The sequence below is a fragment of the Pseudobutyrivibrio sp. ACV-2 genome, from assembly GCF_900107545.1.
Taxonomy (GTDB): domain Bacteria; phylum Bacillota; class Clostridia; order Lachnospirales; family Lachnospiraceae; genus Pseudobutyrivibrio.
In genome coordinates this window covers 177,293-192,651 of record NZ_FNQZ01000007.1, presented here as the reverse complement: position 1 = coordinate 192,651, position 15,359 = coordinate 177,293, and the positions used below count along the sequence as shown (strand labels likewise).

The window sequence follows — 15,359 nt, the reverse complement described above, 5'->3', positions numbered from 1 at the left end:
CTCTCCACTAAAAAAACAGATACTAATTTTTAATTCTTAGCATCTGTTTCTTCTTTCTCTTTATTCTGTTTTATTAATTCCTGATATTTTGAAAGCCTATTAGCTTTCTTTTGATTTTCATCAAAACTTAAATCTACTTCTACTGGAATCATAGTTGCCTCCTACAAACACATATCTTTATTTCTTTGTTGTTTCTTCTGCCATTGTTCAAGCAGCTTTATAATAGTATCCTCCATTTGGCGAGGTGTGTAAGACTTAGGAAAGTATTTCTTAAGAACATCATTCTTAAGAGTAACTCTGTCTACATCTTGCTTTTTCTCTTCTGAAAGAATGATGTTCATTCCTTCCTGAGTTATTCTATTTTCTATGGCTAATGCTTTGATTCTCTGAGCCTGAGAAAGCGATGGAATAGACTGCGAGTATTCAATAGCCTCTAACAAGTCTTTTTGCTGAGTTGGATTTAGGAACGATAACTCCACAGCTGGATTAAATCCAATTTGTTTATTATCTACCATATCCATCAGCTCTGGACAAAGATTTGTCAGACGAATATATCTCTGAATCTGCTTTGCACTTTCTCCAACTTGTTCAGCCAAAATATCTCTAGATTTCTTTCCATCTAACTTGTGGTCAACTTGACCACAAGTTAAATCACCTCGTTCACCTTGATGCTTCATCGCATCTAACTTCATCTTATAAGCCCAGGCTCTTTCACTAGGAAGTATTTCTTCACGCTGCAGATTACTATCTACCATTAAAATGGTCGCTGCATCATCATCCAAATCCCTTACAATACAAGGAATTGTTTCTAAGCCAGCAATCTCACAAGCATGATGTCTTCTATGCCCTGAAAGGATTTCATAACCATCGCCATCAGGTCTTACAATAGCTGGCTGTAAAACGCCAAACTCTTGTATTGATTCTACCGTCTTTGCCATATCTTCATCGTCTTTAACTTTAAAAGGGTGACCTTCAAAAGCATGAAGTTCTGTAAGAGGCAATTGCACAACCACATCACCATCAGGTACTTTGGCTGTTTCTTCCTTAGCTGCCCCGCCAAAGATATCATCGTAACTGGTCAATTGAATGTTTGCGCGCTCTTTCATTCTTCAATACCTCCTTGGTTAACTCTCTATAAGCCTCTGCAACTTTTCCTTTAGGGTCATGAGCGTAAATACTCTTGCCCTCAGCACTTATTTCAGCTGCTCTAACTGAATGTGGAATCTCAGTTTTATAAACCTTTAACTTGCTGCCATAAGTCTCACGAATAAGATTACTAATATCCTTAGCGTAGTTTGTTCTGTTATCCACCATTGTTAAGAGGATTCCATCAATCTTAAGATTGGGATTAATCTGTCGTCTTACTTTGCTAACAGTCTGTAAAAGCTGCTCTAAACCTTTAGCCGAAAGGTACTGTGCCTGAACTGGTATAACCAACTGATCTGCAGCTGCTAACGCATTTACGGTAAGCATTCCAAGTGAAGGCATACAATCAATTAGCACATAGTCGTAATTCGTTTTTACGGAATCAATATATTCTTTCAAAACTCTTTCACGACTCATATAATTGACAAGCGATAATTCCATACCAGATAACTCGATATTTGCTGGAAGCAAGTCAACACCTTCTTTGTGATGAAGTATCCCTTCGTCAGCCACTATCCGCTCTTCATTAAGCACCTTTGCCATAATATCCTTTACTGTTACCGGTATCTCATCTGTTCGTGGATACCCAAGGCTGATGGTAAGTGAACCCTGTGGGTCCAAATCAACCAATAAAACCTTTTTTCCTTCTGCAGCAAGACCAATTCCAAGATTTTCTGTACTTTGGGTTTTCCCAGTCCCACCTTTCTGATTTACAAGCGCCATAACAATTGGCTTACTCATTGTTTTGCCCTCCTTCATTCCTAAATATTTCATTATTGCAACGAGTCCTGTAGTAAGAAGATGTCGTTAATAGCGAGTTATACAAGGTCGTTAAAAGATACGATTTGATGTTACCTATTTTCGGTTTTGTTTCTTCTAGACGTTCCAGCACGAATGCGATATTAAACATATTCAGTTTCATAAACTGTGATCTAACAATACTCATTGGCTTTTTCTCTCCACAAATAACGATTTCCTTCTTAGATGACGTAACTACATCAACAATCAACTCATAAAGCTCATCAACAAGAGGATTATCTGAATAATCAACTTTCAAAGCCTCAAGACTTATTTGGTTTGCAATATAACTTCTGATTGCTGAGTAGTTATCAAAGTCTTGTCTCGTCCTGTCACGTCCTTCATCTACATAACCTTCATCATTAGACAAGACTTGACTAGACTCAGTATCACTAAATTCAGTTTTATTAAACTTAGTATTATTTGTTTGTCTTTCCGACAATTCTTGATTTGATTTATCGACATTTCTTGAATTGTCATTTGGACAATTCCGGAAGTGTCCATCCGACACTTCCTCTGAAAAGTCCAATACATAGATGAGATTTGGCTTATTCAGCCCCTGCCTTTTTCTTTCAATTAATTCAATTTCCTCAAGCTCTTTGAATACACTGCAGGCCTTTTTCTCTCCACAACCAATAACCTCTTCAGCAGCTTCACTGATTGTGCAGTAAACAAAGACTCTACCTTCATCATCAAACCATTCATTTTCTGCAGATAAACTCATCCTATCCAACAGGAAACCATACAGTACCTTCGCTTCACAGGAAAGCTTGCGATATCTTTTTCCCGTTAGTAACAACTTTGGAATTCTTATAAATGAAAAAAGGTCAGCTTGCCGCCGACCATAAAAATACTTTTTAGACATTAAATCCCACCTCGTATATTCACTTTATTTGGCTTATATAGCCATTTCACCTTTGTCCTTAGACTTTGGTTTATGCTCCTTTTTGGGAGCTTCCTTGACCTTATCCTGGGTCTTCTTAAGCTTACCAACAGCAGATTCTTTCTCAGCCTCTTTATCAGGCTCATGCTCCTTTGTAGCTATACGCTCTTTGAAGTTCTCAGCCAGCTCAAATACCTTTTCCTTTGAATCATAGTGATATAGATTATCCGAAAGGATGTCCTCTGGCTCTAACTCACAAGAATTCACATTGGATATCATCTCCTTAAGTGAATCTATATCGTGAGCCATAGACTCAGGTACTAAAAGCACCTCGTGGATTGAACAAGGGATAATATAGAAGTCTTCTCCCATCTTTTTTGCCTGCTCATCCAAGAAGCCCTCATAAGCAATAACACCAGCTCCATGATGCTTATCCGCCACTGTTCCAACGAGAATCTGATCTTCTGGTCCACCAGCAGGGAGCATAAATCCTGCATCCGGAATAAGCTCTGCAATTGTTCCAAATAAAGTATTAACCTCCACAGGTCTGATCTCCGGTGATGAAATAAGAGCATCCTGATGAAGTTGCTCCTTTGTAATATCCATCTTCTCAAGCATCTCATTTGTAACCACAACTGATGCTATTCCATCATCCATCTGTCCAAGCAATACGCGATATACAATCGCTATATCCTCCATATCTTTGTGAGGAACCTTCTCTAGAAGTGATGAATTCTTTTCCGCATTTACTGCTTCAAGTACCAGCTTGTCCTTGATGAAATCATAATCTGTAAGCTGATTTGCATCGTAGCTTGGCATGTTAGAAATAGCGTCATCCATCATCCTTGTCGCGTGGTTCAGAACCAGGTCGTAATCATCTGTTTTCTCATATGCTGCAAACAGATTTGAGAAATTACCACTAGGCCCCATCATGGAATCCTCTAGCTTAACAGAAATTGCGTCATAAGCACCCTGATTAAGCTTCTGTGAAGGGCCAATATCAACACTGGCGATCTCATGCCCCTTTGCCTCAAGATTCATCTTAAGGTCTTCTTTGAACTGCTCTTTGAACTGTTCATAGTCCATCATAATGGTGTATACCTCCTTAAAAAAATGATTAATTTACCCCAAAAAAGGGTAAAAAATAAGAGCAATTACTCAATTGAATAATTGCTCTATGTACTGTATTTATCACGTTTTTTGAGGTAAATGGTGTATGAAATTTATACACCATTTTATACACCATTTTTTCATGAGACCAAATGTAAGAATGCCCATTTTACGCCATTTTTACACCATACGTTATGACAACTTACGATAAGTTATGATAGCTTATAACAGGTTACGACAATGCCCGCAACCCCAGTATTTACGCTATTTCTCACTAATCTTATTCCACTCATAAGGGGTGTTCTGATATACGTAGTAATTCAACCAATTAGAATACAAAATATTCCCATGACTTCTCCACTGAAGCAAAGGCTTCTCCTCAGGATCATCATTAGGATAATAATTGACTGGAAGTGCGATATCCAATCCTTTGCCCTTGTCGCGCTTGTACTCGCTGTCCAGTGTGTAGCGGTCGTACTCTGGATGGCCCATGACAAAAATATTGCTGCCGTCCTTTGACATGCAAAGGAACACACCAGCTTCTTCGCTCTTAGCGCAGACTACAAGCTCATCGCAGGCTTCGATATCCGCGGTGCGCATGCCTGTGTGACGACTGTGTGGAGCGTAAAATATATCATCGAATCCACGGACAATAGGAATCTTTCTGTTTTGAACTCTATGTGGGAAAATGCCAAATTTCTTTTCATCCAAATCATATTTTTGGATGCCATAGCGGTAATACAATCCAGCCTGGCAACCCCAGCATAGATGAAGTGTGGATGTAACATGGGTTTTTGTCCACTCGAATACGTGGGTAAGCTCCTCCCAGTAATCTACCTCCTCAAAAGGCATCTGCTCCACAGGCGCACCTGTGATGATAAGCCCATCAAAATATCTATCGTACACATCCTCGATACGCTCATAAAATGTATCTAAATGTGTCTTACTTGTATGTTTGCTTTCATGACTTCCCACAGTCAAAAATGTCACATCCACCTGCAGTGGAGTATTTGAAAGAGAACGCAAAAGCTGAAGCTCCGTATCCTCCTTTAATGGCATAAGGTTTAAAATACCGATTGATATAGGTCTAATGTCCTGATGAGTAGACCTATTTTCATCCATAACGAATATGTTTTCATTTTCAAGTATTGCCTTTGCAGGTAAATCATTTTGTGTTCGAATTGGCATACTTCTCCCTCTCCTTCATCAAAAACTAGTATATCTCACGTAACTTTTTTAATGATAACACAACCTAACGGCTTGCGCCATGCATTAATTCTTTATTATTATACATACGCTCATCGGCTTTGAGATATACCAGATTTGAATCGGCATTAACATATTCGTGTTTATAGGCGTAACCAATTGCAGCGCTGCGATGAATAGATGAATCTTCTTTATTTAAATCATCTAAATAATTATTTAGTTTAGTTGCATATTTCTCGACCTGTGTCATGACATCTCTTTTAAGAATAGCAACAAATTCGTCTCCACCAATTCTTGCAACAAAACCTATCTGGCCAAAGGTCTCTTTTAGTCCCTCTGCAAATTCTGTCAAATATTTATCTCCTGACAAATGCCCCATGTTATCATTTATAGTTTTCAGTCCATTCAAATCAATACTGACTATGCAATAGTCATCTTCTTTATTTATGGATGACATATATGAATCATATCTAGCTCGGTTTGCCAGGCCGGTAAGTTCATCAGCATAGGCAAGATGAGCAAGTGATGAATACTCCTTTTGCCTAGCATAGGACTCAGATATAAAAGTGTAATAATTGAGCAGAGTTGCAAAAACCATGCACATGGCCCCCATCGGAACTGCCAATTTTGAAAGCATAATCTGCTCAGAAACTCCTATCATCTCCAAATAATAAAAAAGTACATTAAACAAAAAGGATACGCCAAGGGCTCCCAGCCCAACGATTTGCACATATTGGGCTATAGTGGCTTCCTTCAAGCCAGAACCATTGCGAAGTAGCATGACAATCATAAAAACAATCAATACAATTCCGTCAATTTGATAAATCACTAGTGTTTGGTTAATGTGAGTTATCCCTGCAAAATGAATAAATATTAATATGAATGGGATTACTGAACCCGTAATAGCAAAAATCAAAAAAATTTTCTTTTTAATATAGTCTCTCATACAGCCTATTACTACATACATAATTGGGACTACCATATATAAAGAAATATATTCTATTTCAGTTTGATGTCCATTAGTTTCAATGAATAAATCCAGCAATTTAAACTGTGTCATAAGCCATGTTCCAAGAACTATATATAGCAGTGCCGAGTAAATCTGCATATTCATCTCTGCTATCTCGCTTCTGAAACCTACTGCCACCGCCAAAAATACAATACCAAAAACAATGAGAAAAGCTGATATCAAAAACACAAACATATGTTTATATACTTCATATAACAGTAAATCAAAATATCCGCCTACAGCAGGAGCCTCATAAAAATTATATGCTCCTTCTTCTGTAACCAGTAAATCTATTTCCACTGTCACAGGAGTATATGACCTTGGCAATGCCACAAAATTATTTTCACAACCAATAAATCTGTTATTTTTGTAGGCGCCTATAAACCTTTCATCTACCTTTTTTGAATTAGCATAAACAGTCCATTCACTAAATCTGGACTCAAACATAATTGTTGGTGAAACATAATCTCTTAAATTGACACCTTCCTTTGTAAAGACAATCCTGTCTCCTTCCGCTGAGCCGCTTCCAACAATACTTCTCAGCATGGACAATTGCACGTCTTCATAGGTTTTGTCGTTATAAGTCACATTCCAACCATCGTTTAATACTGTAACATTTGAATAGCCCTTAGGTTTTAACAAAATGTTTCCCAGCGATACAATTATTACAAAAGCGATAAAGGCTATTCCAAGATAAACATACTTTTTACCCATGGTGAGCCTCCTTCATTTTGTACATACGCTGATCTGCTAAATAAAAAACATCATGAACTTTTTTCCCTTCCACCTCAGATGCAAAGGCATATCCTGCAGATGCTGATAATGTAAATGTATCTTTCTTTTCATTAAAAATTCTCATTTCTTCGTTAAGATTATCGATACATTTTTCAATTTCCTCAGGACTTGAATTTTCAAAAGCAGCTACAAACTCATCCCCGCCATTACGTGCCAATATAGCCGCACCGGCAAAAGTCTTTTTTAACAACTGGGCAAAGGTCTTTATCATCCTATCCCCTTCTGTATGCCCAAGTGTGTCATTCACCTGTTTTAATCTATCTAAATCCAGACTAACCAATGCATACTCCTCACCTACGGTTGCAAAAAATTCTGCACATGCGGCTCTATTCATCAATCCTGTCAGTGCATCCGTATATGCCAAGCCCTCTAATTGAGCCTTTATCATATCTGCGCTCATATGATTAATACCATTCATTAGATAATAAACAAAATGGCACATCATAAAAATCAACATACCAAATTCCAGGGAATCCACAGTTGGAAATAGTTTCTTGTCGGTAAAATCGCTATTTACATTAAAACTTAATACCATAATCATTTCTATTAACGCAGAAATCACTAAGCTGAAAAAGCCAAAAATTAGATAATAATCGGCATCCAATCCTGCATAGTAATCCGTCTCTAAATTCTGTTTGAATTGTTTTTTTAGAGCACTAACAAGCGATGGTAGAATAAGAATTATTTCTGCGAAACCGATAATACCAACAATTTCTCTGAATCTATTTATATGAATTATTCCAGAAAAATGCATTGTAAAGATAATTACTGGCAATACGATATTAATTTTTAAAATAGATTTTTGGAATTTTAATAATTCATTATGATTAATTGAGTGAAACAGAATTGTAAACGCCAACGGCATTAAAGATACACAGATATATTCCATCAAAGAAAATAGCATTTCATGATTTCCTACGAACCATAAAATGTCATTTTTAGATAAAATATAGCATCCCAATAGCATAGAAAAGAAAGCACCATAATATATTTGTGCTGCGTCTCGACGATTGAGAGACATAAAAATCCATAACGAACATAAAAGACATGAATAAATAACCAAAAAGCTACCTATAAACATAGAAATTCTATGATAGCTGAAGAAAGCTCGAATTAAATCACTTCTTCTTCCATAGAATATTGGAGATATTTTGCTGACTGAATCATCCTCACCCATGGTATATGTAATCATGATATTGTGGGTGGCAGCTTTTGGATTTAGATTTATCAAATTATATCTTTGCGGAATAAATCGTCCCTCTTCCAGATAATCTCTTCCATGGGAGTAAATTCTTCTTCCATCTACATACATATCAACTGCTTCGTGCTTGCTTCTGAACATTAAGGTAGTATGCTCAGATACGTTCAACGTGTTTGATATTGTTATTCTCTCACCTGCTTTACTACTACCTACTTTATAATCTGATAACGACGCATTAGTAATAACCTTTCCGCCACGAAAAATAGACCAGCCCTCATCCAAGCAGCTGATTCGATAATTAGACGATGCGGTAAACCAGCTACTTCCGAATACTAATAGAATTATAAGTAACATCAATATTAGCATCGGAAGTACCAGGAACCTTTTTATTAAGATTCTACGTCGAATTTCATCCATCATGGAATTATTATACAAATGATATGTGTTTTTTTTTGTAAAATTTCGTTACAAATTCAGCACAAATTAATTGTTTATTAATGAAATAAGCCCAACTTCATCAAGAACAGTTACTCCTAAAGCATTGGCTTTATCAAGCTTGCTTCCGGCTGCCTCACCTGCAACCAGATAATTGGTTTTCTTTGAAACAGAGCCTGAGCACTTTCCACCATTTAACTCGATAAGCTCCTGTGCTTCTTTTCTTCCCATAGTAGGCAAAGTTCCAGTGATTACAAAAGTAAGACCAGCAAGCTTATCAGTAGCACCTTCCTTTTCTTCCTCTACCATATTGACCCCGGCCGCCTTGATTCTACCGATAATATCAATATTCACAGCATCATGGAGATAGTTATAGATAGAATTTGCACTGATTTCTCCGATATCATTTACCTGCATGAGTTGCTCCACAGAAAGCTCCATAATAGCATCAATACTTTTGAACTCTTTCAATAAGGCCTTGGCTGCAGCTTTTCCTACATTTGGAATTCCAAAGCCTGTGAAAAGACGTGTTGCCTCATTTGATTTGGAACCATCGATAGCAGCAAGCAGCTTATCAGTATTCTTTTCCTTGCCAATAATTCCCTCTTCGATAAGCTCATCTCTTTTATCCTTAAGGGTGTAAATATCAGCGATGTCCTTGATGTAGCCTCTGCGCACCAAATCGATAATATAAACCTCTCCGAACCCCTTTATATCCATTGCATCTCTCGATACAAAATTAATAATATGGCGTTCAAGCTGGGCTGGACAGCTTGGATTAGTACACTTCATATCAGCAGTATCTGCATCTCTTGTAACAGTGCCTCCACATACTGGACAGACATTTGGAATCTTAAATGTGCTTACCCCTTCAGGTCTTTTATCATGCTTTACCTCTTTGACCTTAGGAATGATTTCACCAGATTTGTACACCACGATAGTGTCGCCTATACCCACGTTCAAATCATCGATAAAATCCTGGTTATGAAGTGTAGCACGGCTGACACTTGTACCGCATAGACGAATCGGCTCGAAAATAGCGGTAGGTGTCACACGTCCGGTGCGACCTACAGAAAGCTCTATATCTAAAAGCTTTGTCTCCTTTTCCTCAGGAGGATACTTGTAGGCAATATGACCGTTTGTGTACTTGGCACTGGTAGAAAAATCATTTCTATATGCCACCTGGTCAATCTTTACCACAGCACCATCTATATCAAATTCAAATTCCTCACGCTTCTCACCTATTTCATCGATAACAGCTATTATTTCTTCTGCTGATTCGCATATACGGTGAAAAACGACAGGAACATTGTGCTGATTTAAAATATCAAGTCCATTCACATGACTTTCTGTTAATTCTTCTGGACCCTGCTGGACATTAAACACAAACATCCTGAGGCCACGCTGCTTTGTGATGTTGGCATCCAGTTGACGAAGTGTTCCCGCTGCCAAATTTCGAGGGTTAGCTGCCAACTTGCCACCTTTTAATTCCTGGTCTTCATTATATCTATCAAAATCCTCATGGGACATATATACCTCACCACGAAGTTGCAAAGAATCATAAGGTAAATCTAAATATTTGTTTACATCAGGAATAACAAGAGCATTTTCTGTAACATCCTCTCCGATGAAGCCATCGCCTCTTGTCTCTGCAAGCTTTAGCTTGAGCTTTCCATGACTATCCTTTTCATATCTAAGCGTCATGCTAAGGCCATCAATTTTTGCCTCTACAGAAAATTTAGCGTCTGGATGAACTGCCTTTACTTTTTCCACCCAAGCTGTAACATCCTCTTTATTAAATACATCCTCAATAGAAAGCATCGGTACAACGTGTGTAACCTTAATTCCCGCTTCACGCATAGCCACACCACCAATTTTCTGTGTAGGTGAATCTGGTGTAACCCACTCTGGGTGTTCCTCTTCTGCTTTCTTAAGCTGTTGCATCAGCTGATCGTATTCAAAATCGCTTATTTCAGGTTCATTTTGATTGTAATAACGATCCATGTGATAATCTATAGTGTCTACTAATTTCTTATATTCTTCTATTTGCATTAGTTCTTCGATCCCTCTAGCATTTTTTTTAGTTTTTTTAGTTCTGATGGAGTGATATCCCTGTAGGTATCCTCCTTTAAATCGCCAAGATTGATATTCATAATCCTCACTCTTTTAAGAGTGCGTACATGATACCCAAGTGCCTGACACATTCGTCTGATTTGACGATTCAATCCTTGAGTAAGGATTATATTGAATTTATTAGGGCCAAGCTTTTTTATATGGCATTTTCTTGTGGTCACTTCAAGCTCATCTAGATATACTCCATTAGCCATCTTTTTAATGAAATCTGCAGTAATTTCTTTATCTACTGTAACAACATATTCCTTTTCGTGAGCATTTACTGCACGCATTATTTTGTTTACCAAATCACCCTGATTTGTAAGAAGTATAAGTCCTGTACTGTCTTTATCCAATCGACCAATAGGATATATTCTCTCAGGATAATTCAGATGATCTATAATATTATTCTTTTCACGTTTTTCCGCTGTGCATACTATTCCAGCAGGCTTATTATAGGCTATCAACACTTCTTTTTTGGACTTATTTGAAACTGGTTTACCATTGAATAACACCATGTCATCACTGGTAACTTTCATACCCATAACAGCCACTTCACCGTTTACAATGACATGACCTGCCTCAATAGCTGCATCTGCAGCCCTACGACTACAAACACCTGCATCGCTTAAATATTTATTTAATCGATATAGCTCTTGGCTCACTCTATCCTCCTAGTTAACAAATGGAGACCAAAATATGGTCTCCATTATTGTTTATCACTGTCTATAGACTAATTTGTTAAAAGGTCTGTTCGTATAAAACCTTCCTTGTCCTTGTATTTAACCTTTGTCCATCCCTCTGCATAGCTCATAACTACTTCAACAGTTTCACCTGCATAGGCAACCGCTACCTTAGAAGCAGACTTATCCATCTTTGAGCGGATATTGGTTGTAGACTGAATGGTAATCTTCTTTCCTTTTTCTAAAGAACCTGCTGATTTTGCCTCTTCTTTTTCTGTGGCTGTCTCAGTCTCTGTGTTGTCACCTGCTGATTTGACAGTTACAGCATCTTTGGTGATGTAGGCAGTTGTTCCATTGTAATCAAATTTATAGAAATCGCCCTCTTCACCATATATAGTAATTGCATTACCACTATCTAAAGAACCAAGTTTGTCGCTGTCTTTATCAGCTGCTGAACGAACATTTGCTCTAGAGTTAACCTTGCCTTCGTACGATTTTGACTTTGCTTCATCTGTTTCTGCTGCCTTGGTTTCTTCTTCCTCTTTGGCTTTAGCTTCTTTCTCAGCCTTTGCTGCCTCTTCAGCCTCCTTTTCTGCTGCGGCTGCTGCTTCTTCTGCTGCCGCGGCTACCTGGGCATTGTAATCTGTATTCCACTGAACTATTGCTGCCTTAAGTGTATCTGTCATAAATACCTTGAGCGCTTCATCACTCTTGATAGCTGCATTATATTCGTTTGTAACCTCAGCCTGAATATCAAGCAAATCCTGTTGACGAATAAATACTGAAATCAAATCAGACACTTTTGTATCCATCTCATAAATATTATTATTCTGATTGAATGAACCATATTTATTATTGATGTAAAGTTTTCCGTCAGCTGTTTCAAGATAGAAGAAATCCTGTCCAGGAGCTGGTGTATCGATATCTTTGTATTTAAGATTTACACGCACAGATGCAAGATAAGACCCCTTATCAAGTCCTTCCTTTGTATATATCTGGATATCTGAAAAATTATCAATATACTGGCTATAAAACTGAATATAACTGATTTCCTGGTCACTAAGTGGTGATGGGTCAACCAGTTTTTTAATTTTATCTGTATCACCATTAGCATAGGCTGTGTAGTAGTCTTCTATTAATTTATTGATTTTAGTATCTTTATTTTCTTTGAACTCTTTGTATACGCCCTCGCCAGAGGTATCAGTTACTGCGGATTTAGTACCTAAAAATAATACTAAAATCATGCAAATAAATATGCATCCTGCTAAAAAATATCTCTTATATCTAAAAATAAAATCCCCGCATTTGCCTGCGGCTTCCTTAACCTTTTCTATTACTTTATTTAAACTCATTTGCCCCTCCAGCTATAGTAACCAGGCTAATTTAAAACTGTAGACGGCCGGATTCGAACCGGCGGTCTTCGGAGTCGGAGTCCGATGCGTTATCCAGCTACGCTACGCCTACGAAATGCCTGCCGAATTATTTTAACACAACTTACTATTCACATCAAACTTTTAAAAAACTTTAGTTGATTAAAGTGCTACAATAAACTACACTATATTGTAAATTATAAAGGGAGGAAATTGTATGAATCCAACAGGAACTACTAAACTCATCTGCTTGCTTGGAAATCCTGTTTCTCACAGCATATCTCCAGCAATGCATAACACAGCTTTTGATGAGCTTTCTTTAGATTATTCATATATGGCCTTTGGCGTTGATGAAGATAAATTTGCAGATGCCGTAAATGGCCTGAAAGCTATTGGCTGTGCAGGTTTCAATCTTACAATGCCATTTAAAAATGCAATCATTCCTTTTTTAGACGAAATGGACAGCGCTGCATCGCTCTCTCACTCCGTAAATACGGTAGTAAATGATAATGGTAGACTTAAGGGCTATACCACAGACGGAATCGGTTTCTTAAGATCCATGACGGAGTCAGATATCAAATTTAAAGGTTCTACTATTACTATCCTTGGTGCAGGTGGTGTTGCAACCTCTATCGTCACCCAGGCTGCCTTAGAAGGTGTTTCTAAAATCAATATCTTTAAAAGGAAGAATTTCACCTTTGATAAGGTAGTTGATTTTGCAAATAGAATCACAAAATCTACTGGTTGCGACTGCTTCGTATATGATATGGCCGATAATGACATATTAGAATTTTGTCTACAGGAAAGCGACATACTAATCAATGGGACCAATGTTGGAATGGGCGATGATGACACATCTTTAATCCCAAAGGAATTTCTTCATCAGGGACTTGCTGTATGCGACACTATCTATCATCCAGAGCGCACCCGACTTCTTAAGGATGCCGCATCAAAGGGCTGCAAGACAATGAATGGAAAGCTCATGCTTCTTTATCAGGGAGCAGCTGCTTTCAAACTATGGACGGGCCAAGATATGCCTGTTGATATTGTTAAAGAAAAATATTTCAGTTAATGAAAAGAATCGAGGAATAAAAATGAGTTTCACTTACTTAAAGAAATTGCCTACACCAGAGGAAATAAAAGAAATGCTTCCAGTACCTGAAAAGGTACAGCAAATAAAGCTTCAGCGTGATAAGGAAGTTGCTGATATTATTACAGGAAAAGACGACAGATTTCTATGTATCATTGGTCCATGCTCAGCTGATAATGAAGATGCAGTATGCGAATATATCAGCAAGCTTTCAAGGGTAGCCGAAGATATTAAAGATAAAGTACTTGTTGTTCCTCGTATTTATACAAACAAACCACGCACTACAGGAAGTGGCTACAAAGGAATTGCTTCTCAACCTGACCCAAATGAAGCTCCTGATATGGTGGCAGGACTTATCGCAATGAGAAAGATGCACATCCGCGCCATGACAGAATCAGAGCTAACAGCAGCTGATGAAATGCTATACCCTGAAAACTGGGGATATGTCGATGACCTTTTGTCTTATGTGGCAATCGGCGCACGTTCTGTCGAGGATCAGCATCACAGACTCACAGTATCAGGCTTCGATGTTGCCTCAGGTATGAAAAACCCTACTTCAGGTGATTTTTCTGTAATGCTTAATTCCGTATATGCTGCTCAGCATCCACATCATTTCACATTTTCAGGATACGAGGTTAAAACAAGCGGAAATCCACTTGCTCACACTATCCTTAGAGGTGCAGTTTCAAAGCATGGCAACAGTACACAGAATTATCACTACGAAGACCTTATTCGCCTTCACAATATGTACGAGCAAATGGATTTAGTAAATCCAGCCTGCATTATTGATGCAAACCACTCTAACTCAAATAAGCAATTTAAAGAACAAATCAGAATTGTTAAAGAAGTGATGCACAACCGCAATCACTCAGATGCTATAAAGAGCCTTGTAAAGGGTGTCATGATTGAAAGTTACCTTGTAGAAGGATGCCAGCCTATCTCTGACCACCAGACCTACGGACAATCAATCACTGACCCATGTCTTGGATGGGAAGATACACGTCATCTGCTTTACACAATTGCTGAGCGCAATTAATAGCAGAATGACGTATAAATTATCCTTAGAAATTAAGCTATAAGTGATGAAACCTCAAATATTGAAATCAGGTTATTTTCCTTTCTACCAACTCCACTAATGAAGGACTCTTCCTTCTTTACGAATGGAGATGAATCCTGAATTTCATCATTTGCAATTTTTATTACTTCCTTGACATCATCAACGACAACTCCCATAAGCTCGTCATTTTCAAGGTTAAGAATAATTACGCGAGAGTCCTTTGTAATACACTCTTCCCCATAATTCATTCTTTTATGCAAGCTTACAATAGGGATTACTCTGTCACGAACATTAGTCATGCCTAATAAATATTCAGGTCCGTTTGGAACACTGGTAATATTTGGCATTTGGATGATACTGTTAATATTTGAAATATCAATTCCAAAGTATTCTTTATTAATGAGGAAAACAACATATTGTTTTTCCTCATTTTTTTCCGTATTAATAACTGTTAAATCGTTCAT

The 15,359-nt window shown here is 37.8% G+C and carries 14 protein-coding genes and 1 tRNA gene; 2 read left to right on the top strand and 13 right to left on the bottom strand.

Going from position 1 to position 15,359, the window contains the following annotated elements; all coding sequences use genetic code 11:
- Positions 1-29 precede the first annotated feature (29 nt).
- From BLV53_RS17555 to BLV53_RS09480, 12 genes are all read right to left on the bottom strand, one after another.
- Positions 30-152, bottom strand: a complete 123-nt coding sequence (locus tag BLV53_RS17555; RefSeq protein ID WP_278335386.1) for a hypothetical protein — start codon at positions 150-152, stop codon at positions 30-32.
- A 9-nt stretch (positions 153-161) separates the two neighbouring features.
- Positions 162-1,106, bottom strand: a complete 945-nt coding sequence (locus BLV53_RS09530; protein ID WP_090300237.1) for a ParB/RepB/Spo0J family partition protein — start codon at positions 1,104-1,106, stop codon at positions 162-164.
- On the bottom strand, positions 1,066-1,887 hold the full coding sequence (locus tag BLV53_RS09525) for a ParA family protein (RefSeq protein ID WP_090300235.1): 822 nt from the start codon (positions 1,885-1,887) through the stop codon (positions 1,066-1,068). Before BLV53_RS09525 ends, BLV53_RS09530 begins: the two co-directional genes overlap by 41 nt.
- Positions 1,880-2,809 carry a replication initiator protein A gene (locus tag BLV53_RS09520; RefSeq protein WP_090300233.1) on the bottom strand — a complete coding sequence of 310 codons (930 nt, stop codon included), beginning with the start codon at positions 2,807-2,809 and terminating at the stop codon, positions 1,880-1,882. Before BLV53_RS09520 ends, BLV53_RS09525 begins: the two co-directional genes overlap by 8 nt.
- A 33-nt stretch (positions 2,810-2,842) precedes the next feature.
- Entirely contained in the window at positions 2,843-3,916 is a 1,074-nt protein-coding gene (locus BLV53_RS09515; protein WP_090300230.1) for a DUF5688 family protein, read from the bottom strand.
- A gap of 285 nt (positions 3,917-4,201) precedes the next feature.
- Positions 4,202-5,125, bottom strand: a complete 924-nt coding sequence (gene metA, locus BLV53_RS09510) for a homoserine O-acetyltransferase MetA (protein ID WP_090300228.1) — start codon at positions 5,123-5,125, stop codon at positions 4,202-4,204.
- Between the two features lie 64 nt (positions 5,126-5,189).
- Positions 5,190-6,866 (bottom strand): GGDEF domain-containing protein, encoded by a 1,677-nt coding sequence (locus BLV53_RS09505; RefSeq protein ID WP_090300225.1) that lies wholly within the window; start codon positions 6,864-6,866, stop codon positions 5,190-5,192.
- On the bottom strand, positions 6,859-8,502 hold the full coding sequence (locus tag BLV53_RS09500; RefSeq protein WP_170830811.1) for a sensor domain-containing diguanylate cyclase: 1,644 nt from the start codon (positions 8,500-8,502) through the stop codon (positions 6,859-6,861). Before BLV53_RS09500 ends, BLV53_RS09505 begins: the two co-directional genes overlap by 8 nt.
- 129 nt (positions 8,503-8,631) lie before the next feature.
- The gene (ligA, locus tag BLV53_RS09495; RefSeq protein ID WP_090300221.1) at positions 8,632-10,635 is read right to left on the bottom strand and encodes an NAD-dependent DNA ligase LigA; all 2,004 of its coding nucleotides are present in this window, start codon (positions 10,633-10,635) and stop codon (positions 8,632-8,634) included.
- Positions 10,635-11,360 carry a pseudouridine synthase gene (locus tag BLV53_RS09490; RefSeq protein WP_090300219.1) on the bottom strand — a complete coding sequence of 242 codons (726 nt, stop codon included), beginning with the start codon at positions 11,358-11,360 and terminating at the stop codon, positions 10,635-10,637. Before BLV53_RS09490 ends, ligA begins: the two co-directional genes overlap by 1 nt.
- Before the next feature lie 68 nt (positions 11,361-11,428).
- Positions 11,429-12,730, bottom strand: a complete 1,302-nt coding sequence (locus BLV53_RS09485; protein WP_090300217.1) for an SH3 domain-containing protein — start codon at positions 12,728-12,730, stop codon at positions 11,429-11,431.
- A gap of 38 nt (positions 12,731-12,768) precedes the next feature.
- Positions 12,769-12,842, bottom strand: a tRNA-Arg gene (locus BLV53_RS09480).
- Positions 12,843-12,965: 123 nt separating this feature from the next.
- Here BLV53_RS09480 and BLV53_RS09475 point away from each other — a divergent pair.
- Both BLV53_RS09475 and BLV53_RS09470 read left to right on the top strand, forming a co-directional pair.
- Positions 12,966-13,820: a shikimate dehydrogenase gene (locus tag BLV53_RS09475; protein ID WP_090300215.1), complete on the top strand. Its 855-nt coding sequence runs from the start codon at positions 12,966-12,968 to the stop codon at positions 13,818-13,820.
- A 22-nt stretch (positions 13,821-13,842) separates the two neighbouring features.
- Positions 13,843-14,874: a 3-deoxy-7-phosphoheptulonate synthase gene (locus BLV53_RS09470; RefSeq protein WP_090300213.1), complete on the top strand. Its 1,032-nt coding sequence runs from the start codon at positions 13,843-13,845 to the stop codon at positions 14,872-14,874.
- Positions 14,875-14,906: 32 nt separating this feature from the next.
- On the opposite strand, the gene BLV53_RS09465 is transcribed toward BLV53_RS09470, so the two are convergent.
- Positions 14,907-15,359 carry a chemotaxis protein CheW gene (locus BLV53_RS09465; RefSeq protein WP_090300211.1) on the bottom strand — a complete coding sequence of 151 codons (453 nt, stop codon included), beginning with the start codon at positions 15,357-15,359 and terminating at the stop codon, positions 14,907-14,909.

Coding starts and splice junctions, on each gene's coding strand:
- BLV53_RS17555 (WP_278335386.1), bottom strand. CDS start 152: ATGATTCCAGTAGAAGTAGATTTAAGTTTTGATGAAAATCAAAAGAAA.
- BLV53_RS09530 (WP_090300237.1), bottom strand. CDS start 1,106: ATGAAAGAGCGCGCAAACATTCAATTGACCAGTTACGATGATATCTTT.
- BLV53_RS09525 (WP_090300235.1), bottom strand. CDS start 1,887: ATGAGTAAGCCAATTGTTATGGCGCTTGTAAATCAGAAAGGTGGGACT.
- BLV53_RS09520 (WP_090300233.1), bottom strand. CDS start 2,809: ATGTCTAAAAAGTATTTTTATGGTCGGCGGCAAGCTGACCTTTTTTCA.
- BLV53_RS09515 (WP_090300230.1), bottom strand. CDS start 3,916: ATGATGGACTATGAACAGTTCAAAGAGCAGTTCAAAGAAGACCTTAAG.
- metA (WP_090300228.1), bottom strand. CDS start 5,125: ATGCCAATTCGAACACAAAATGATTTACCTGCAAAGGCAATACTTGAA.
- BLV53_RS09505 (WP_090300225.1), bottom strand. CDS start 6,866: ATGGGTAAAAAGTATGTTTATCTTGGAATAGCCTTTATCGCTTTTGTA.
- BLV53_RS09500 (WP_170830811.1), bottom strand. CDS start 8,502: ATGTTACTTATAATTCTATTAGTATTCGGAAGTAGCTGGTTTACCGCA.
- ligA (WP_090300221.1), bottom strand. CDS start 10,635: ATGCAAATAGAAGAATATAAGAAATTAGTAGACACTATAGATTATCAC.
- BLV53_RS09485 (WP_090300217.1), bottom strand. CDS start 12,730: ATGAGTTTAAATAAAGTAATAGAAAAGGTTAAGGAAGCCGCAGGCAAA.
- BLV53_RS09475 (WP_090300215.1), top strand. CDS start 12,966: ATGAATCCAACAGGAACTACTAAACTCATCTGCTTGCTTGGAAATCCT.
- BLV53_RS09470 (WP_090300213.1), top strand. CDS start 13,843: ATGAGTTTCACTTACTTAAAGAAATTGCCTACACCAGAGGAAATAAAA.
- BLV53_RS09465 (WP_090300211.1), bottom strand. CDS start 15,359: ATGAACGATTTAACAGTTATTAATACGGAAAAAAATGAGGAAAAACAA.